The sequence below is a fragment of the Ornithinimicrobium sediminis genome (assembly GCF_021272345.1).
GTDB lineage: Bacteria > Actinomycetota > Actinomycetes > Actinomycetales > Dermatophilaceae > Ornithinicoccus > Ornithinicoccus sediminis_B.
In genome coordinates this window covers 562,668-580,814 of sequence record NZ_JAJSDQ010000001.1, presented here as the reverse complement: position 1 = coordinate 580,814, position 18,147 = coordinate 562,668, and the positions used below count along the sequence as shown (strand labels likewise).

The 18,147-nt window shown below is 71.5% G+C and carries 19 protein-coding genes; 11 read left to right on the top strand and 8 right to left on the bottom strand.

Annotated features, from left to right (window positions below):
• The first annotated feature begins 1 nt into the window (after window position 1).
• Window positions 2-1,255 carry a metallophosphoesterase family protein gene (locus LVO85_RS02620; RefSeq protein ID WP_232745833.1) on the top strand — a complete coding sequence of 418 codons (1,254 nt, stop codon included), beginning with the start codon at window positions 2-4 and terminating at the stop codon, window positions 1,253-1,255.
• Window positions 1,252-3,900: an AAA family ATPase gene (locus LVO85_RS02615; RefSeq protein WP_232745832.1), complete on the top strand. Its 2,649-nt coding sequence runs from the start codon at window positions 1,252-1,254 to the stop codon at window positions 3,898-3,900. The genes LVO85_RS02620 and LVO85_RS02615 overlap by 4 nt, the downstream gene beginning before the upstream one ends.
• Window positions 3,901-3,906: 6 nt before the next feature.
• Here LVO85_RS02615 and LVO85_RS02610 read toward each other — a convergent pair whose 3' ends face one another.
• On the bottom strand, window positions 3,907-4,413 hold the full coding sequence (locus LVO85_RS02610; protein WP_232745831.1) for a DUF6328 family protein: 507 nt from the start codon (window positions 4,411-4,413) through the stop codon (window positions 3,907-3,909).
• 119 nt (window positions 4,414-4,532) lie between these two features.
• Here LVO85_RS02610 and LVO85_RS02605 point away from each other — a divergent pair, with 119 nt between their 5' ends.
• Complete coding sequence (locus LVO85_RS02605) at window positions 4,533-4,997, top strand: SRPBCC family protein (protein ID WP_232745830.1); 465 nt, start codon at window positions 4,533-4,535, stop codon at window positions 4,995-4,997.
• Between the two features lie 104 nt (window positions 4,998-5,101).
• On the opposite strand, the gene LVO85_RS02600 is transcribed toward LVO85_RS02605, so the two are convergent.
• Complete coding sequence (locus tag LVO85_RS02600; RefSeq protein WP_232745829.1) at window positions 5,102-5,500, bottom strand: four-helix bundle copper-binding protein; 399 nt, start codon at window positions 5,498-5,500, stop codon at window positions 5,102-5,104.
• Between the two features lie 676 nt (window positions 5,501-6,176).
• Here LVO85_RS02600 and LVO85_RS02595 point away from each other — a divergent pair.
• A complete protein-coding gene (locus LVO85_RS02595; protein ID WP_232745828.1) occupies window positions 6,177-6,953 on the top strand; it encodes a hypothetical protein in 777 nt (258 codons plus the stop codon).
• 89 nt (window positions 6,954-7,042) lie between these two features.
• Here LVO85_RS02595 and LVO85_RS02590 read toward each other — a convergent pair whose 3' ends face one another.
• Entirely contained in the window at window positions 7,043-8,347 is a 1,305-nt protein-coding gene (locus tag LVO85_RS02590; RefSeq protein WP_232745827.1) for a glutaredoxin family protein, read from the bottom strand.
• A gap of 135 nt (window positions 8,348-8,482) precedes the next feature.
• Here LVO85_RS02590 and LVO85_RS02585 point away from each other — a divergent pair, with 135 nt between their 5' ends.
• Entirely contained in the window at window positions 8,483-9,673 is a 1,191-nt protein-coding gene (locus tag LVO85_RS02585; RefSeq protein ID WP_232745826.1) for an NAD(P)/FAD-dependent oxidoreductase, read from the top strand.
• A gap of 21 nt (window positions 9,674-9,694) precedes the next feature.
• Here LVO85_RS02585 and LVO85_RS02580 read toward each other — a convergent pair whose 3' ends face one another.
• On the bottom strand, window positions 9,695-10,540 hold the full coding sequence (locus LVO85_RS02580) for a bacteriorhodopsin-like (protein ID WP_232745825.1): 846 nt from the start codon (window positions 10,538-10,540) through the stop codon (window positions 9,695-9,697).
• A gap of 171 nt (window positions 10,541-10,711) precedes the next feature.
• Between LVO85_RS02580 and LVO85_RS02575 the strand changes: the two genes are divergently transcribed.
• From LVO85_RS02575 to LVO85_RS02565, 3 genes are all read left to right on the top strand, one after another.
• Window positions 10,712-11,188 carry a MarR family winged helix-turn-helix transcriptional regulator gene (locus LVO85_RS02575; protein ID WP_232745824.1) on the top strand — a complete coding sequence of 159 codons (477 nt, stop codon included), beginning with the start codon at window positions 10,712-10,714 and terminating at the stop codon, window positions 11,186-11,188.
• Window positions 11,189-11,354: 166 nt separating this feature from the next.
• Window positions 11,355-12,281, top strand: coding sequence for an ABC transporter ATP-binding protein (locus LVO85_RS02570; RefSeq protein ID WP_232745823.1), 927 nt, complete (start codon window positions 11,355-11,357; stop codon window positions 12,279-12,281).
• Window positions 12,278-13,123 (top strand): ABC transporter permease subunit, encoded by an 846-nt coding sequence (locus tag LVO85_RS02565; protein WP_232745822.1) that lies wholly within the window; start codon window positions 12,278-12,280, stop codon window positions 13,121-13,123. Before LVO85_RS02570 ends, LVO85_RS02565 begins: the two co-directional genes overlap by 4 nt.
• Before the next feature lie 7 nt (window positions 13,124-13,130).
• Here the strand turns inward: LVO85_RS02565 and LVO85_RS02560 are convergent, their stop codons facing one another.
• The gene (locus LVO85_RS02560) at window positions 13,131-13,814 is read right to left on the bottom strand and encodes a TMEM175 family protein (protein WP_232745821.1); all 684 of its coding nucleotides are present in this window, start codon (window positions 13,812-13,814) and stop codon (window positions 13,131-13,133) included.
• Between the two features lie 158 nt (window positions 13,815-13,972).
• On the opposite strand from LVO85_RS02560, the gene LVO85_RS02555 reads away from it, so the two are divergent.
• Window positions 13,973-14,557: an SOUL family heme-binding protein gene (locus tag LVO85_RS02555; RefSeq protein WP_232745820.1), complete on the top strand. Its 585-nt coding sequence runs from the start codon at window positions 13,973-13,975 to the stop codon at window positions 14,555-14,557.
• A gap of 350 nt (window positions 14,558-14,907) precedes the next feature.
• Window positions 14,908-15,186, top strand: a complete 279-nt coding sequence (locus LVO85_RS02550; protein ID WP_232745819.1) for a hypothetical protein — start codon at window positions 14,908-14,910, stop codon at window positions 15,184-15,186.
• A gap of 259 nt (window positions 15,187-15,445) precedes the next feature.
• Here LVO85_RS02550 and LVO85_RS02545 read toward each other — a convergent pair whose 3' ends face one another.
• On the bottom strand, window positions 15,446-15,871 hold the full coding sequence (locus tag LVO85_RS02545) for a hypothetical protein (protein WP_232745818.1): 426 nt from the start codon (window positions 15,869-15,871) through the stop codon (window positions 15,446-15,448).
• A 105-nt stretch (window positions 15,872-15,976) separates the two neighbouring features.
• On the opposite strand from LVO85_RS02545, the gene LVO85_RS02540 reads away from it, so the two are divergent.
• Window positions 15,977-16,471, top strand: a complete 495-nt coding sequence (locus tag LVO85_RS02540; RefSeq protein ID WP_408637662.1) for a GNAT family N-acetyltransferase — start codon at window positions 15,977-15,979, stop codon at window positions 16,469-16,471.
• 74 nt (window positions 16,472-16,545) lie between these two features.
• Here the strand turns inward: LVO85_RS02540 and LVO85_RS02535 are convergent, their stop codons facing one another.
• Together LVO85_RS02535 and LVO85_RS02530 are read right to left on the bottom strand one after the other, a co-directional pair.
• Window positions 16,546-17,556, bottom strand: a complete 1,011-nt coding sequence (locus LVO85_RS02535) for an alpha/beta hydrolase (protein ID WP_232745816.1) — start codon at window positions 17,554-17,556, stop codon at window positions 16,546-16,548.
• Complete coding sequence (locus tag LVO85_RS02530; protein WP_232745815.1) at window positions 17,544-18,029, bottom strand: GNAT family N-acetyltransferase; 486 nt, start codon at window positions 18,027-18,029, stop codon at window positions 17,544-17,546. The genes LVO85_RS02535 and LVO85_RS02530 overlap by 13 nt, the downstream gene beginning before the upstream one ends.
• Window positions 18,030-18,147 lie beyond the last annotated feature (118 nt).

The window sequence follows — 18,147 nt, the reverse complement described above, 5'->3', positions numbered from 1 at the left end:
CATGGTCAGGTTCATGCACAGCGCCGACTGGCAGGTCGGGATGACCCGACGGTGGCTGCAGGGCGACGCCCAGGCACGGTTCACCGCGGCCCGCATCGACGCCGTGCGTCGCATGGGCCGCCTGGCCGCGGAGCAGGGCTGCGAGTTCCTGCTGGTGGCCGGTGACGTCTTCGAGAGCAACCAGCTGCACCGGCAGACCGTGCTCCGAGCGCTGGAGGTGCTGCGGGAGGTCCCCGTCCCCGTCTACCTGCTGCCCGGCAACCACGACCCGCTCGACGCCGTGACGGTCTACCGTCAGCGCACCTTCCTCGACGCATGCCCCGCTCACGTGCACGTGCTCGACCGTGCTGGTCCTTATGCCGTGCGACCGGGGCTGGAGCTCGTCGCCGCACCCTGGCACGGCAAGCATCCCGACCGTGACCTGGTCGCCGACGCCCTCGAGACGGTCGGCCCCGCCGACGGGACTCTCCGGGTCGTGGTCGGGCACGGCATCGTCGACGTGCTCGACCCCAGCCGTGACCGCTCCGCGGCCATCGCCACCGGACCTCTCGAGCGGGCGCTGGCCGAGGGGAGGATCCACTACGTCGCCCTGGGTGACCGCCACTCGCGCACGCAGGTGGGCGAGTCCGGCGCCATCTGGTACTCGGGGGCGTGCGAGGTCACCGACCCGCGGGAGGACACCCCCGGCGACGTGCTCGTCGTCGAGGTCGAGCACGGCCGTGCCCCGGAGGTGTCGGCGCATCACGTCGGCACGTGGGCGTTCCGTGTGCTGCGCCGCGACCTCTCGGGCAGGAGCGACGTCCGCAGTCTCGATGCCGAGCTGCGTGCGCTGCCCGACAAGGACCGCACGGTCGTCACCCTGGCCTTGCGCGGCACCCTGACCGTCGAGGAGTTCGCCGACCTGACCGACGTGACGGAGCATCATGCGGCGCTTCTCGCCGGGCTCCGCGACTGGGACCGCCACACGGACCTGGTCGTGCTGGCCGGCGAGGACGACCTCGACGACCACGGACTGGGCGGGTTCGTCGCCGCGGCCGCCCGGGACATCCGCACCCTGGCGACCGCCGGAGCCGCCCCGAGGGAGGGCAGCGCGCAGGTGGAGGCGCAGCAGGAGTGGCAGGCCGAGCGCCCACCGGGCTCCTCGAGCCAGGCCTGGGAGCACTGGCGCTACGACCCGATGAGGGACGACGACGCCGAGAGCGCCCGCGACGCGTTGGCACTGCTCTACCGGCTGACCAGGGAGGACGTGCGATGAGGATCCACCGCCTGACCCTGCGGCACGTGAAGGGGATCAGCGAACGCACGGTGGTCCTGCCCGACGACGGTGTGGTCGTCATCGAGGGGCCCAACGAGGTCGGCAAGTCCACACTGCTGGAAGCCCTGGACCGGCTGCTCGACAGCCGCTGCAAGGCCACGTCCCGCTCCCAGGCGGTGCGCGACCTCCAGCCGGTGGGGGTCGACGCCGGCCCCTTCGTCGAGGCAGAGCTCACGGTGGGTCCGTACCGGGTGGTCTTCGCCAAGCAGTGGCTGCGCCAGACCGCGACGACCCTGCGCGTGCTGTCGCCGGTGTCCGAGCAGCTGGCAGGTGAGCAGGCGCAGGCGCGCATGGCGCAGATCCTGGAGGAGTGCCTCGACCGGCCGCTGTTCGACGCACTGCGGTTCGCCCAGGGCACCGAGGTCACCCAGATCCCCCTGGCCGACAGCTCCGTGCTGGCCGAGGCCCTCGACGGCGCGGCAGGTGCGGACCTCCACACCGAGCGGGGGGCCGACCTGCTGTCGACGGTGGAGAAGGAGTTCCTCACCTACTTCACCCCCACCGGGCGACCCACGGGTGACCTGCGCGCTGCCGTCGTCGAGGTCACGGCCGCCCAGGATGCAGCGGTCCACGCCCACCAGCTGCTCCAGGAGGCCCACCGGCTGATCGCCGACCGTGAGTCGGCTCGCGCCATGGTGCAGGAGCTCGACGCCCGCACGGGGGAGGTCGAGGCTGCGGTGGGCCGGGCGCGGGGGCGGGTCGAGGCGGCTGCCGAAGCCGCGGAGCAGGATGAGCGTGCTGTCGCCGCGGAGCGCGCGGCCAGGCAGGTGGCCGAGCGGGCGGTGGCCGACCTGGATGCTCGGGCTCGCCTGGCTGACGACGTCGCGCGGAGGCGCACGGCCGCCGACGAGCTCGAGGCTGAGCTCGGTGCAGCCCGCGAGCCGGTCGGCGCCCACTCGCGCCACTTCGCCGACACCGAGGCCGAGCGTGCCCGTGCCGAGCAGGCTCTGGACTCGGCACAGGCGGTGGCCGAGCGCGCCCTGGGTGACCACGACCATCTCGCCGACCGTGCCGAGCTGGCCGACCTCCGCGACCGGTCGGAGAGCGCGCGGACGCTCGAGACCCAGCTGGCTGCGGCCGAGAGGGCGCTGGCCGGCCAGACGGTGACCGCGGCAGTCCTGCGCACCGTCGTCGCCGCGGCGCAGGAGTCGGAGGTGGCCGCTGCGGCGGTGCAGGCCAGCGCGAGCACGATGACGGTGGAGGCGTTGGCAGACGGTCAGGTCATCGAGGTCGACGGCATGGCGCAGACCCTCGGCACGGGCGATGCGCCGCTGGACCGTGTCGTCAGCCGCGACACGGACGTGGTCGTCCCCGGCGCGGTGCACGTGCGCATCCGCCCGCAGGCCGGCGTCGTCGCCCGGGCGGACCGCTGGGAGCGGGCGCAGGAGGCGCTGTGTGCTGCCCTCGAAGGCGCCGGTGTGCCCGACGTCGCGACAGCCCACGAGGCGGCACAGCGCCACGAGAGTGCCGTCACGCAGGTCCAGCGGCTCCGCACCGCCCTCGCCGCGACCCTGGAGGGCAGCTCCGTGGCGTCGTTGACCGAGCGGCTCGGAGCACGGGCGGATGCCGTCGCCGCCTACCTGGAGGAGCGGGGCGACGACGAGGGACTGCCGGCGGATGTCGAGCAGGCACGGGCCGTGCAACGGGCAGCCCGGCGCGAGGTCCGGGCCGCGCAGGATGCGGTCCGCGGCGCCACGCGTGCCAGGGAGCAGGCGGGTGAGGCCCTGGACCGGGCCAGGCGCCACCTGGAGGTCACCGAGTCCCGGCTGTCGGGATGCCGGAGCGAGCTCGCCGACCGTGTCACGCAGCTCGAGCAGACGCGTGCCCAGGTCTGTGACCGAGTGCTGGCGGACGAGGCAACACAGGCACGCACACTCCACGAGGAGTCCCTGCGAGACCTCGCGGACGCTAGGCAGACCCTGGCCGAGACCGACCCGACGGCAGCACGGCGCGACCTCGAGGTCGCCCACGAGGCACTGCAGGCACACCGCCGTCGCAGCCACGAGGCGCGCGACCGGCTCAACCAGCTCAAGGGGCGGGTCGAGATGGTCACCGGCGAGGGGCGGGCCGAGGCCCACGAGCTCGCCGTGCAGGCCTTCGAGGACGCCCGGGCCCGGCTGCTGTCCCTCGACCGACGCGCCAGGGCCGCCCGTCAGCTGCACCGCACCCTGCAGCGCCACCGGGAGCAGGCGCACGAGACCTACGTGCGCCCGTTCGCGGCAGCGCTCGAACGGCTCGGCCGGCAGGTCTACGGAGAGACCTTCGAGGTCACCGTGAGCCGCGACCTCGTGATCACCCATCGTGGGCTGCACGGCACCACGGTCCCCTTCGAGAGCCTGTCCGGAGGAGCCAAGGAGCAGCTGGGCATCCTGGCCAGGCTGGCCGTCGCAGCCCTGGTCGACTCCGAGCACGGTGTGCCGGTGGTGATCGACGACGCGCTCGGCTACACCGACCCCCAGCGGCTGCGGCGCGTCGGCGAGGTCCTCGGCGCCCCGGGGGCGTCCTCCCAGGTCATCCTGCTGACGTGCACCCCTGCCCGGTACGACGACATCCCGGGCGCGACGACCATCTCCCTGACGGCCTGAGGGCCCTCACTCCGCATCGTCCGTCACGCCATACCGGTGGCCCCGCAGCCAGGTCGGCAGCGCCCACCAGACACTGGCGAAGACGACGACCGCGACAGCGCCCGCGACCCAGCCGGCGAGGTCGCTCACGACCACGCTGAAGATCAGGCAGAGCACGGTCGTGAGGGTCAGGCCGAGCGTGACCAGGCCCACCCGGGCCATCTGGTGCGACATCTCGACCACCTGGTCCTTGCGGTGGCGACGGAACAGCAGCCGGTGCAGGCTCACCGGCGCCACCAGCAGCACGGTGGTCAGGAACGCCAGGGAGATCGCCACCAGGAAGATGGCGCGGTGGTAGTCCGTGAGGTCCGTGAAGCGCGCCTGGAACGGCAGCGTCAGCAGGAAGCCGGCCAGGATCTGGGTGCCGGTCTGCACCACCCGCAGCTCCTGCAGCAGCTCGTTGAAGTTGCGGTCCATGCGCTCGTCGCGGGTCTCGTCCCGGCCCTCGTCGAGCATGTCCTCCTGGCGGTCCACCACCCGATTGTGCTCTCGTCCCAGACTGGCTGCCACCTCTCGCGCGGGCCTGCGCTCGCCGTTAGCGTGGCGGGGGACGCGTCCTCGGAGAGGACGACGACCGACCACAGGAGGTTTGCATGAACGACCAGAGCAGCATGACCGTGGAGCGCACCATCGACGCCTCGACCGCGGAGATCTTCGAGGTCCTGTCCAACCCGGAGCGTCACGTCGAGCTGGACGGCTCGGGCTTCGTCCGCTCCGTCGAGCACGCCGACCGCATCACCGCCACCGGACAGGTGTTCACCATGAACATGGAGGGCGACCACATGGGCGGCGAGTACAAGACGGACAACCATGTCGTCGGGTACAGCGAGGGCGCTCTCCTGGCATGGAAGACCGCACCCGCAGGCACCGAGCCGCCCGGCTGGCAGTGGGTCTGGGAGCTGAGCTCCACCGGCCCCGAGTCCACCGAGGTCCGGCTCACCTACGACTGGGGCAACGTCAGCGACCCGGAGCTGCTCTCGAAGCTCTCGTTCCCCCTGGTGAAGAAGGAGGACCTGGAGGAGACCCTGAACCGGCTCGCGGCGGCCGTCGCCTCCTGAGCACCACGGACGGACACTGACCGCCGGCTGCACCTGTAGCCGGCGGTCAGTGTGCTGTCGGGCCCAGTCGTGTCAGCGCACGCGTGGGTGGGCGTCCTGAGCGGTCACAGGGTGGCGAGCAGCTCCTCGCAGGCCTGCTCGCAGCGACGGCACGCGTCCGCGCAGACCCGGCAGTGCTCGTGCATGTCGGCGTGCTTCTCGCACTCCTGGGCACAGGCGCGGCACGCGGCTGCACAGGCCTGTAGGACCGCGCGCTGCACCTCCGCCGACGGCTCGGTGAGCCTGCTCAGCACCGCGCCGGTGACGGCGCAGACGTCTGCGCAGTCCAGGTTGGTGCGGATGCAGCGGCGCAGCTCGGCCACCATGTCCTCGGCCAGACAGGCGTCCGCACACGACGTGCAGGTCGCCGCGCACTCGGCGCAGGCCTGGATGCAGGCACGCAGTGCCTCCGAGGTGTCGCCGCCGACGGGGTGGGTCTGCAGCATCCGGGTGATCGTGCTCATGCTTCTCACTCCTTCGTGGGGTCTGCAGTGACCACCTCAGGCAACCGTCCTCGTGCCGGCACGGCAACCGCAACGGCGTCGGTGCAGGTCGGCGCCCTAGAGGCCGGCCAGCGCAGCGCCGATGACGTAGGCGGTCTGCTGCAGCTGGGGGACGGCGGGCCCGGGCTGAGGGGTGAGGGGTGAGGGTCACCCTGCCAGAGCCCTCCCGGGCGATGGTGCGGGTCGCGTCCTCCACGCGATAGGGCACCCCCGTGGCGGTGCCGAGTCCGAGCAGGCTCCGACGCGGGGCGGCTCAACCAGGCGCGGTCCAACGCCAGCGTGCAGCCCGGCACCATCGTGAGCGACTACCAGACCACCTACGGGACGATCACCGATGCCCAGATGAGCGCCGCGGGGGTCTCGACCAAGCAGGACTACGTGATCGGCCACGTCCTGGGCTCGGTGTGGAGTGGTGCCGTCACCCCGGTGAGCTACTCGCAGATGGCCTCGGCCCGCACCCTCAAGGCCCTGCTGCCCAAGGCTCCGATGGGTGCCGACCAGGTCATCACCGACGTGGCGACCTACCTCGACCTCATGCAGCCGGTCAGCGGGCTGTCCGACCAGGTGCAGAACGGCGCGCCTGGACCCTGGCGCAGCTCACGGCAACACCACGGCACCGGGCCAGGGCAACGGTGGCATGCAGACCTTCGACCCGGTGACGGGGGCGGTCAGCACCGACGTCAACGTCGGCTGGGCGGTCACCACGCCACTCGCCTCGATCAGCAACGACCTGCAGAACACCTCACGAGCCATCAGCATCGCGATGTCGACGTCGTCGTCCTCGGGCGACAGCCTCAGCGTCGACCTCGCGGGGCACGCCGGCTTCGAGGTGGGTGAGGTGCTGACCTTCGGCGTGGAGGCCGGTGCGACCTATGACATGTCCAAGGCCTCGGGCACGAGCACCGACTGCTCGGTCGAGATCACCTACCCCGGCTACTCGCTGGTGTCGATGGCACCCGCGGCGTGGCAGCAGGGGACCAGCCAGGGCTTCTTCTCCGCCGACCCCATCGCACAGGCCTGCGCCGACGAGGGGCAGGACGTCACCGGCTTCACCTTCCTCAACACCCCGCCCTACGCGATGGGCTCCGTCGAGGACGGCGGCGGCTTCGGCCTGCTGACCAACCTGCTGGTGTCCAACTACCCGACCGTCACGATCACCTACGAGCACGCCGCCTTCTCGACGTGCACGCAGAGCTGGTCGGAGACGGTCACCGGCAACCTCACGCTCCTCGGCTTCATCAAGCTGGGCAGCTTCACCCAGGGCGCCTACGGCAGCAAGGTCGAGGCCGGGTCGGACGACATCTCGTTCACCGTCACCTTCACGCCGTCACCGGCGGTCACCAGCCTGCAGCCGAACCTGCAGGCCGCGGTCTTGCAGGTGGTCCCAGTCCAAGGGTGTCACCTACCCGGGTGACCCGGCGGTGCAGGCGGGCCGGGTGGTGAGGACGAGGTCGGAGAGGTAGGTGCGGGTGTTGAGGGCCGGGGCCACGCAGGCCCCGTCCCTCAGCGTGCGCCGGCCTTCGGCCGGGTCGCGGTGCCGGGAGCGCGTGGTGTCGGTGCGGAGGTGCCGCCGCCGGAGACGGCCAGCGTCACGGCGTGCACGAGCGCCGCCACCGCGAAGGCTGCAGCGAAGACGGTGAGGGCGACCAGGGGGCTGCTCATCGCCTCGGGGCTGACGAGCACGGTGATGGCGAGGGCGAGCATCATGGTGCCGGCGACGAGCTTGAGCAGACGTCCGTGCCGCTCCTGCATCTTCGTGGCCCGCAGCGTGACGACGGCCACCGCGAAGATGACGAGCTCGTCGAGCAGGAAGGGCGCCATGTAGAGCGCGAACAGGCCGGCGGCCTGTGCGGTGCTCACACCGTTGGCCTCCAGCAGGCCGGTCCACAGCACGGGGAAGCCGGCGGTGCACGGGGTCTCCAGCAGGGAGACGCCGACCGCCAGGGCGACCGTGGCGGCCAGTGCGGGCACCAGCGCCGACTGCCCGGCCGCAGAGCGCATCCGGTGGTAGATGCCAGGCTTGGCGGAGTCGGGGATGCTGAAGGAGATGCCCTGCTTCAAGGCGAAGTAGTCCTTGATGCTGACCAGCCCGAACACGCCGGCGACGAGGGCCACGACGACCTGCACGGCACCGAGGTGGGAGAGCACCCCCATCGCGGTGTAGATGCCGGCCATGAAGAGCGCGTACATCGCTGCGGTCACGGTGAGGAAGGTCAGCCCGACCAGCATGACGCGGCGACGGCTGCCGGTGCGCACGACGATCGCGAGCAGCACGGTGATGACCCACAGCGAGCAGGGGTTGACGCCGTCGACGAAGCCGATGACGAGGGTGGACAGCACGAGCGAGTCGGCGCCGACGGTGACCTCGCCGACGAGGGGCACGCTGACCGTGGAGACCTGCCCGCTGCTCGGTGTGGCCGCACGCTGGGCGGCACCGGCCAGCCTGGCCTCGACCTCCGCCTCGACCTGAGCCTGCATCGCGTCGGACCAGCCGACCCAGTGCCGGTCGCCGACGAGCGTCACCGGGACCCCGGTGGCCTCGAAGCCTCGCTCGGCAGCGGTGCGCACCAGGAGGTCGCGGTTGGCCTCGTCGTACCAGACCTCGTAGTCGGTGACCACCAGCCCGGGGTGGTCCTGGACGGCCTGCTCCAGCCACGCCTTCTCCACCGCGCAGTGCGGGCAGCCGTCACCCCAGAAGAGCACCAGCTCGACCTCGCCGTCGGGGGCCGGGGTCACCGCAGCCGCGAGGGGTCCGCCGGTCAGCAGGACCAGGCAGGTCAGGAGCAGGACCCTCAGCAGGCGTCCCATGACGTCACTCTAGAGCTCACGTGGCGGGTCGTCGTAGGACCGGCGTCACAGCACGCCGGTGTCCCCGCGCTGCGCCGGCCGGACGCTGCGGCATACCGTGGGGTGCAGCCAGGTCCCGATCCCGGAGGGGGAGCCATGAGCACCCAGCACCACGACGTGGTCGTCGTCGGCGGCGGCAACGCCGGCATCTCGCTGGCCGCCCGGCTGCTGCGGGACGGGTGCCGCGACCTGGCCCTGGTCGAGCCCTCGCCGGTGCACCGCTACCGCCCTCTGCTGTCCTACGCGGGCTCGGGCCTGGCCGAGCTCGCGGACCTCGAGAGGCCGCAGGCCGACGTCGTCCCGGACGGCTGCCGCTGGTATGCCGACCGCGTCACCGGGGTGGACGCCGACGGCTCGTGTGTGCGGCTCGCCGGGGGAGGGGAGCTGAGCTACACCGACCTGGTGGTCTGTCCGGGCTCGGAGGTCGACTGGGCGGCCGTCCCCGGCTCACGCGATGCGGTCGCCACGCCGTATGCGTCGACCAACTACGTCACCGAGCTCGCTGCCAAGACGTGGTCGCTGATGTCGGCCCTGACCCGTGGCACGGCGGTCTTCTCCGTCGCCGACGGGCAGGTGCCCTGCGCCCCGGTGGGGCTCAAGCCGCTCTTCACCGCGGCCGACCACTGGCGCCGGCAGGGGGTGCTGCCGGCGGTCACGGTCGAGCTCGTCGTCCAGGCGGACCATCTGGTCGACCACGCCCGTGCCGACCGGGAGCTGCGCGCGGCCGCGGAGCGCTACGGGGTGCACGTGCGCACCGGCACCACGGTCGAGTCCGTGGACATCCACACGCGGGAGCTGCACCTGCGGACGCCCACCGGCGAGGAACGGCTGCATTACGACGCCTGGCATCTCACGCCGCCGCACCGCGCGCCGTCGTGGGTCGCCGACAGTGGCCTGGCCGGCTCGGCCGACGGTGGCTTCCTGGCGGTCGACCCGCGGACCCTGCAGCACCTGGCCTACCCCCGGGTGTGGGGCCTGGGCGACGTGGCCGACGCGGACGCCATGCCCTCCGGTGGTGCGCTGCGCAAGCAGGCGCCCGTCGTGGCCGACAACATCGCGGCAGCGCGTCTGGGCCGTCCGCTGCGCCACTACGACGGCTACACCGTGGCGCCGGTGACCACGTCGCGCCGTCGTCTGGTGCTCGCCGAGTTCGACCGTGCCGGGCAGCCGGAGCCGAGCGTCCCGTTCCCCGACCTGGCACGGCCCCGGGCGAGCACCTTCTTCTTCGACCGCTACCTGCAGCCGGGGCTCTACTGGCACCAGATCCTGAAGGGCCACGTGTCCTGAGAGCCCCGGCTGCACCGTCCTCTAACTGGAGCGGGCGGGCACGACCACGTCGTCGTGCGCGGGGACCAGGTCCTCGTGCGAGGACTCGACGCCGGCGAACTCCGGGTCGTCGGCGAAGGACTTGATCCGGGCGACGCGGTAGATGATGAGCGCGTAGACGCACTTGGCCGCGATGTCGGCGACCGAGTAGCCGATCTGCTTGCCGACCCACGCGTCCCCCCCGGAGATGTCGAGCATGGGCAGCAGGTAGGCGACGGGGTAGACCGTCCAGCTGAGCACCAGCAGCCACCTCAGGTTGCTCAGTGACCTGCGGACGCCCTCCGGCTGGCGGTCGAGCGACGCGGTGAGCTGGACGAAGAGGACGTAAAGGATGTAGAGGAAGGGGATCATCGACAGGACGAAGAAGACGATCCGCACGGTGTTGTCGTCGCTGACCTCGCCGGGGTAGCCGAGGGCGATCATGAGGACCGCGGCCGGGACGAGGCGGGCGAGCAGCCGCGACTGCAGTGTGCGCGCCAGAGCCAGGACCGCGATCAGCTCGACGAGCAGCAGCGGCACCGTCAGCAGCCAGTCGACGTAGCGGTAGCCCTCGTTGAACGACGCGCCTTCGGCCTGCACGTAGACGCCGGCCCCGCCGACCGCGTCGGTGACGAAGGCTTCCTTGAACGAGTCGAAGATGCGGAAGTAGTGGTAGGCCGCGATGCCGCAGACGACGATCGCGACGGTGATTGCCTGGCGGTAGCGAGGCAGGATGCGCGGGAGCGAGATGAGCAGGAACACAGCCGTGAACAGCTGTGAGGCGATCACGAGCGACAGGAAGTTGTAGACGGTGTCGTACTGACCCTGCGACAGGACGTCGGGAATCACGGGATCCTCCATCGGTTCATCGAGCCGCCAGCGGGTTGCGTGGGCAGGAGCTCGGTAGTGCTTTACTAATTAAAGCATATGATAAGTGAAGTATCTTCCCCCTGTCGTACGATCGCGGGGTCAGTGAGCCGGCGGTGGGATGCGGCGTCCCCGGACCGATGGAGGGCCCCTATGACCGCGATGTGCAGGCGCAGGCACCTGCTGACCGGTCTGCCCGATGCCGTCATCCACCTGCTCCGGGCACTGGAGGAGGACCGCCGCCGCATCGCCGCCGACCACGGACTGTCCACCAGCGAGCTGCGGAGCCTGTTCCGCATCGCCGAGTCCGGCAGCCTGACGCCTCGGCAGCTGGCCGCCGACCTCTCGGTGACCAACGGCGCCATCACCGGCATCTCCACCCGCCTGGTCACTGCGGGCCTGCTGCACCGGGTGCCTCACCCGGACGACCGACGCAGCCTGTGCCTCGAGCTGACCGACGAGGGCCATCGTGCCGTCGCTGCGATCCACGCGGACTTCGCTGCCATGGTGGGTGCGGCCACCGGTGACCTCACCGACGAGGAGCGCGAGGTGGCGACCGTGGCGCTACGCCAGGTCACGAGCGCGGTGCGCACCCGGCTGACGGCATCCGTGACGGCCGACCCCGGCTGACCCTGCGACACCTGGCGGTGACGGGGGACGCAGGACGTAGGTCCTCGGGGCTCGGGCCGTTCGACTCCACCGCGACACCCGGGGCGCGGCGGAGAATGGGGTTCGGCAGCGCCGGAGCCCGGGGCGGGACGCGTCCGGGAGGCGGCGTCACCGGAAGGAGAGCCGCGTGATCGAGGCTCACGAGCTGACGAAGCGGTACGGCGACACGACAGCGGTCGACGGGGTCACCTTCACCGTCTCACCGGGGTCGGTCACCGGGTTCCTCGGCCCGAACGGTGCGGGCAAGTCCACCACCATGCGGATGATCGTCGGCCTGGACCACCCGACGTCGGGCTCGGTCACGGTGGACGGCAGACCGTACGCGCAGCACCGGTCCCCGCTGGGTGAGGTCGGTGCGCTCCTGGACGGGCGGGCCGTGCACCCGGGGCGGAGCGCCTACCAGCACCTGCGCGCCCTGGCCGCGACCCACGGCATCCCTCGGCGTCGCGTCGAGGAGGTCATCGAGCTGACCGGGCTGCAGAGCGTGTCCCGCCGGCGGGTCGGTGGTTTCTCGCTGGGGATGGGGCAGCGCCTGGGCATCGCGGCCGCGGTGCTGGGCGACCCGCGCACGCTGATCCTCGACGAGCCGGTCAACGGTCTGGACCCGGAGGGTGTGAAGTGGGTGCGGACCATGGTGCGTCACCTGGCGCGTGAGGGCCGGACCGTCTTCATCTCCTCGCACCTGATGAGCGAGATGGCCCAGACGGCCGACGAGCTGCTCGTGATCGGTCGGGGGCGGATCATCGCCGCAGGGCCGGTGGAGGAGATCGTGCGCAGCACCCAGGACGACCGGGTGCGGGTGCTCTCGCCCAGGGCCGGCGAGCTGGTCGACCTGCTCACCGCCGGCAGGGCAGAGGTGGTGCCGGTGGGCCCGGGTGCGCTGGAGGTGTGCGGGATGACCAGCGCGGAGATCGGGGAGGCCGCTGCGGCGTCCGGCGTGCCGCTGCACGAGCTCACTCCGCTGGGCGGGTCGCTGGAGGACGCCTATCTCTCGCTGACGCACAGCGAGGTGGAGTACCGCTCCGAGCAGTCCCTCCAGGAGTCACGGTCATGACGTCGCACGCGGAGGTGACCCGGGCGCCGGCGCCGGCGCGCACCCTCGTGACGGCGCCGGTGACCTTCCCGCGTGTGCTGCACGCGGAGTGGATCGAGCTCTGGAGCCTGCGGTCGACCTACTGGACCGTGCTGGCGACCCTGGTCGCGATGGTGCTCATCGCGAGTCTGATGGCCGTCGCTGCGACCGTCGCGCCGCCCGACAGCGGCACTGCGCCGGACGGCACCATGGCCATCGGTCTGGGGTACAGCTTCGCGCAGGTCGTCGTCGCCGTGCTCGGCACCCTGGTCGTCACCGGGGAGCACTCCACCGGGCGGATCCGGTCCACCCTCGCCGCCGTGCCGCGACGGGTCCCGGTGCTCGCGGCCAAGGCTGTGCTCATCGCCGCGCTGTCGTTCGTGCTCGGGGTCGTCGGCGTGGCCCTGTCGTTCCTGGTGAGCTACCCCCTCCTGGGAAGCGCCGCAGCGGCCGACCTGTCGGACCCCCAGGTGCAGCGTCTCTTCTGGGGCACCGGGCTCTACCTCGCCGGGGTGGGCCTGCTCGGGCTGGGCATCGGCGCGCTGCTGCGGCACACCGCGGGAGCGATCACCGCGACGCTGGGCATCCTGCTCATGCTCTCCACGCTGGTGCAGCTGCTGATGATGACCTCCGACTGGTTCACCCGCATGTACCCGTACCTGCCCTCCACCGCCGGTGAGCGCATCGCGACCCCGGAGGTGACGACGGCCCTGGCCGGCGCACCGGTCGCGCTGTCACCCTGGACGGGCTATGCGGTGTTCATGGCGTATGTCGTGCTCGCCCTGGCCGCCGCCGCGCTGCTGCTGCGCAGACGGGACGCCTGACCTGTGCTCAGTCCTGGGGAGCCGCGGGCCTGGCCGGTCGAGGTGCGCCTGTGCGCCGGCGCGCCAGTGCGTCGACGGGACCGGTGAGCAGCAGGAACGCCAGCCCCAGCAGAGGCCACCACAGCGCGACGACCAGCGCCAGGGCCGTCAGCCCCAGCATGGCGCCCCACCCCACGACGTGCCCCCGCCGCTCGTGCTCGCCCATGTCGTGCCGCCACAGGCGCGCGCGCTCGGCGTGGTGCACGATGAGCACGATCAGCCCGGTGATGACCAGCATCAGGGCGAGGTAGACCACCGCCGGGGCCACCTCGCCCGGGTCGCGGCCGATGAGCTCGGTCGGGAAGGGCACGAGGGCGACAGCCCCCAGGAGGGCGAGGTTGAGGAGGACGAAGCCCGGGTCGACCTCCTCGATGCGCGCGAGCAGCCGGTGGTGGTGCCACCAGAAGTTGGCGACGATGGCGAAGCTCAGGAGGAAGGCGAGCGCCTGCGGCAGGACGGGTGCGAGGTCGGCGAAGGTCGTCACACCCTCGGGCGCGTCGACCTTGAACGCGAGCAACGTCATGGCGATCGCGAACACGGCATCGCTGAGGTTGACCAGCCGTGCGTGCTCCAGCGACTCCCGGCCGTACCGCACCCCCGGACGTGCCGCGCCCTCCGACGACCCACCCGCCGATGCCCGCACTGCGCTCACCGCCACACGTCGATGCCCTGTCCGACCATCGTCCCACGACCCGGTCGGTCGGGGGCGGACACGAGCAGGAAGAACAGCATCATCGGCACATCGACGCCCTGACCGATGGCAACCCCGCGGCGCCCACGGGCGCGACGGCAGCGCGTAGCCTTCGTGAGGTGACGGAGAAGCAGGCCTACGACGTCGTGCAGGCCTATGCGGGGTTCGAGCTGCGGCGCTATGCGCCGCACCTCGTGGCGGAGGTCGTGGTCCGGGCGCCGTTCGAGGATGCCGGGAACGCTGCCTTCCGGACGCTGCTCGGCTACATCAGCGGTCAGAACCGCTCGGCCACCAAGGTCGCCATGACGGCGCCCGTCCTCCAGCAGGAGCACCAGAGGATCCCGATGACGGAGCCGCTCGACCAGCGCGAGACCGGCGACGGCGAGTATGCGGTGGCGTTCGTCCTCCCCTCCTCGTTCACGCTGGACAGTGCGCCGGTCCCGACGAGCCCCGAGGTGCAGCTCCACGAGCGCCCGGCGGTGCTGTGCGCCGCGCGTCGGTACCGCGGTCGGTGGACCCGGGCCTCGTTCGAGCAGCACCGCAAGGAGCTCGACGCCGCGGTCAGGGCCGCCGGCCTGACGCCGGTGGGTTCGCCGAGGTGGGCGCGCTACGACCCACCCTTCGTGCCCGGGCTCCTGCGTCGCAACGAAGTGGTGCAGGAGGTCGCCCAGGAGGGCCCAGCAGCCGGGATGAGCGGCACGTAGTCTCATCCCGCATGAGGACGGAGCCTGACGGGGAAGCTGCCTCCGGCGGCCAGGAGATGAGGCTGCGCTACGCCGGCACATGCGCCGTGTGTGGTGTCGCGCTGGGGGCCGGGACGCGGGGCGTGTACGAGCGGACCAGCAAGACGGTGCGCTGCGTACGGTGCCCCGGCCAGGCGGCCCCGCACAGAGGGGAGGATGTGGGTGTCCCGGACGGGGTCGTTGCGCCCGGTGCCCAGGGCTCTGCCGGCGCGTCGGCGAAGCGCGTCTTGGCCGACGGCTGGACAGCCTGGCATCGGCATCGGTAGGGGTGCTGCACGACCGGCGGATCCCTGCCACGCACCGAGAAGCTGATGGTCGGCAGCCGGGACTGCAGCACGCTCGTCGACGGGGTGCTCACGCAGGTCGGCCTTGTGCAGGCGGTCCTGGCTGAGGACGAGGTGCCGGTGCATGGGGTCCTGTGCTTCGTGGCAGCGGACTGGCCTGTCATCGGTGGTGCGTTCCGCACCGGTGGTGTGCATGTGCTCTGGCCCAGGAAGCTGGCGTCGCTCCTCAGCGCGGAGGGTCCTCTGCACGCGGCACCCGCTGCCGAGATCCATCAGCGGGTCGCGACCACCTTCCCGCCGGCCTGACTCGTCGGTCGTCGCACACCTAGATGCGCGCTGCTGCGTGCACGTGGTGTGCGACCAGCGCTCGGGCGGCGAGCTCGGCGAACTCTTCGGTGCTGAGGGGCGGCGCTGCTCGACCATGTAGACCTCGCGATCGGCATGGAAGGCGTCCTCGACCGCCGGATGGTTCCTCAGGACGGCGACCACCGGGTCGTCCTCCTCGTCGATGTCGAGATCGAGGTAGGGCTGGACCTCGTCGCCGAGGCCGATCGCCCACCCATCGTCATACTCGAGCCAGATGTAGGCCGCCAGCTCCTGTGCGGTCGCGGCCGATCGCCCACCCATCGTCATACTCGAGCCAGATGTAGGCCGCCAGCTCCTGTGCGGTCGTCGGCTCGAAGCGGGTGTCATCGAGGTGGCTCACCTGCCGCCACAGCGGGGGCCCGGCCGCGAAGGCAGCGGTCACGCCCGGCAAGGACAGCAGCTCATCCAGGCGATGCGACTGCCCGTCGCCTTCGGCGTCGGGGGGGAGGTCGCCGGACACCCGCGACGCAGTGGGCCGGTCGGCTTCGTCGGCTCGGACCCTGCCTGCCAGGAACCCGCCCACGTTGAGGACGACCAGAGCCACGCCCACCCAGAACCAGGCGCCCCGTTCGTCCCAGGAGACGACGACGAGGGCGAGCGACGCCGCCAAGGCCAGCCCCCGCATCAACGGACTACGCGTCCAGCCGATGCGCGCACGCTACGCCAGTGCGGGCTCCGGCACAGCGGGCGCGCCAGCACGATCGAGGTGGGAGCATGCACCATGGGGGCTGTGGACTGGCAGGTGACGGGGCCGGACGTCGATGACGCAGAGCAACTGGCCTCGGTCCATGTCCAGGCGTGGCGGGAGGCCTACGGGGAGCTTCTGCCGGAGCGCTTCTACGACGACTCCGCCCGCAGCGGGCGACTGCTGATGTGGTCACGTCTGCTTGCCCAGGAGGACGCGGGAGACCGGGTCCGCGTCGCCCGCCATGAAGGTCGTCTCGTCGGGTTTGCTCTGCGAGGACGGGCTGTCAGGCACGGCGACCACCCGCCGGCGCGCGAGGAGCAGCTGTATGCGCTCTACGTGCTGGCACCCTGGTATGGCCGCGGGGTCGCCCACGCGCTCCTCGAGCAGTGCCTGAGCGGGCGACCTGCGCAGCTGTGGGTGGCGAAGGACAACGCACGAGCCCGACGTTTCTACGAGAAGAACGGCTTCACGTCCGACGGCACCGAGCAGGCCGACCACGAGCTCGACGGGCTCGTCGAGGTGCGCATGGTGCGGTAGGCCGGACCCCGGCCTCGCACCGTGGCGTCCCTTCCCCACACCCAACGGACCGGGCCCGGGCGGCGGTGGTGCCCTCAGAAGGTGTCCAGCCGTGCCACCTCGGCGAGGAACGTCAGCTTGCGGCGGTTGTAGTCGTCCGTCCACGCGGATGGCTGGGCCATGAAACCGTGGCCGAGCTCGGCGTCTGACCGCGGGTAGAGGACCAGCTCGTGTCGGACTCCCAGCTCGGCCAGACGAGTCGCGAGAGCGCTGGCCTGGTGGGGGAAGGTGCCGGAGTTGCCGTCGGTGATGAACGCGGCCGGGAAGGCCGCGGTGACGTGGTCGGTGACGCTCGCCTCGACGATGCGTGCGGGGTCGAGGCCGAAGTAGGTGCGCAGGGACAGACCGAAGAGCAGGTCGTTGCGCCAGGAGGGTGTCTGCGTCCGGGCGCCCGGGCGGAGGTCGAACGGCGTGCTGTCGAACATGACCGCTGCGAGGTGGCCCGGGTCGAGCGTCGGCCGGAGCCCCAGGCGTGTGGCGTAGCCGGGGTTCGTCTGGACGTTCGCGTACTGGCCCACGACCTGGCCGCCGGCGCTGAGCCCCGACAGGATCACTCGCCCCATGTCCAGACCGATCTCGGTCGCGTGCTCGCACAGGAAGGTGACCGCCTGCCCCAGCTGGATGACCGGTGTCGGGTACGGCACGTGGGGCGCCAGGCCGTAGTCGATACAGACGACGTTGTAGCCGGCATCCAGCACAGGGCCGTGGCCGAGCGCGAAGGACGCGCTGTCCGCGCCGGCGTGCGGGTCCTTCTCGGACTTGCGGCCGGCGATGAACCCGCCCCCGTGGACGACGACGACAGTGGGCCGGCTCCGCGACGCCGCCGCGTCCGCCCGGTACACGTCGAGGTAGCTGTTGGGATGGAGGTCCCCGTACCGGATGTCGGTGGTCACACGCGCGCGCCGGACGACCGAGGTGCGCGTGCGTGCGGCCGGCTCGTCCGAGTTCCGTGCGCGCATCGCTGTCTGCACCACCCGGCTCAGGGCGGTGACGGCATACCAGGGGACCGGCGTCCGCGGGTGGTTCGGCTCCTTCAGGGTGCCCACACCATGACCCCGTCCTCCTCATGCCCGCTGACTGGCCTGAACCCCTCGGTCGCGTACAGGCGCTCGGCGTCGTTCCCGGTCTCGACCGAGAGGCTGAGACGGGCGACGCCCCGGTCCTTCGCCTCCTGCTGCAACGCCTGGAGGAGGGCCCTGCCCACCCCTTGCCCGCGGAAGCCCTCCCTCACCCACAGGCTGATCTCGGGGGTGGACTCGTCGACGAAGCCGTAGCCGGGGTCATCGGCGGGGAGGAAGAGTGCCCATGCCACTCCGAGGGGCTGACCTTCGTGCTCGGCGACGACGCCGAAGTCACCTCTTGTGTCCACGACCTGCGTGTAGTGACGGAAGTGGGACCGCTCCCTCACGTCGTGCATCGTGAAGCGCTGCTCTGACCAGTTCAGGTTGTCCAGGGTGGCGGCGGCCAGCAGAGGGTCGTCCGTGGCTGCCAGTGGCCGGATGGTCACCCTCTCGGTCATCCGACAAGGCTACGACGCAGGGTCCTTCCACCACACCGGTCCATCCGTGAGGGGACGGGTCATCGACGCGTTCGCCCACGTGCGGGCGCAGGGGAGCTCGGCCTTCTCCGGTCGTGCC

Coding starts and splice junctions, on each gene's coding strand:
- LVO85_RS02585 (WP_232745826.1), top strand. CDS start 8,483: ATGAGCACCCAGCACCACGACGTGGTCGTCGTCGGCGGCGGCAACGCC.
- LVO85_RS02600 (WP_232745829.1), bottom strand. CDS start 5,500: ATGAGCACGATCACCCGGATGCTGCAGACCCACCCCGTCGGCGGCGAC.
- LVO85_RS02620 (WP_232745833.1), top strand. CDS start 2: ATGGTCAGGTTCATGCACAGCGCCGACTGGCAGGTCGGGATGACCCGA.
- LVO85_RS02545 (WP_232745818.1), bottom strand. CDS start 15,871: ATGCGGGGGCTGGCCTTGGCGGCGTCGCTCGCCCTCGTCGTCGTCTCC.
- LVO85_RS02615 (WP_232745832.1), top strand. CDS start 1,252: ATGAGGATCCACCGCCTGACCCTGCGGCACGTGAAGGGGATCAGCGAA.
- LVO85_RS02530 (WP_232745815.1), bottom strand. CDS start 18,029: ATGACCGAGAGGGTGACCATCCGGCCACTGGCAGCCACGGACGACCCT.
- LVO85_RS02565 (WP_232745822.1), top strand. CDS start 12,278: ATGACGTCGCACGCGGAGGTGACCCGGGCGCCGGCGCCGGCGCGCACC.
- LVO85_RS02595 (WP_232745828.1), top strand. CDS start 6,177: ATGCAGACCTTCGACCCGGTGACGGGGGCGGTCAGCACCGACGTCAAC.
- LVO85_RS02575 (WP_232745824.1), top strand. CDS start 10,712: ATGACCGCGATGTGCAGGCGCAGGCACCTGCTGACCGGTCTGCCCGAT.
- LVO85_RS02550 (WP_232745819.1), top strand. CDS start 14,908: ATGGTCGGCAGCCGGGACTGCAGCACGCTCGTCGACGGGGTGCTCACG.
- LVO85_RS02605 (WP_232745830.1), top strand. CDS start 4,533: ATGAACGACCAGAGCAGCATGACCGTGGAGCGCACCATCGACGCCTCG.
- LVO85_RS02590 (WP_232745827.1), bottom strand. CDS start 8,347: ATGGGACGCCTGCTGAGGGTCCTGCTCCTGACCTGCCTGGTCCTGCTG.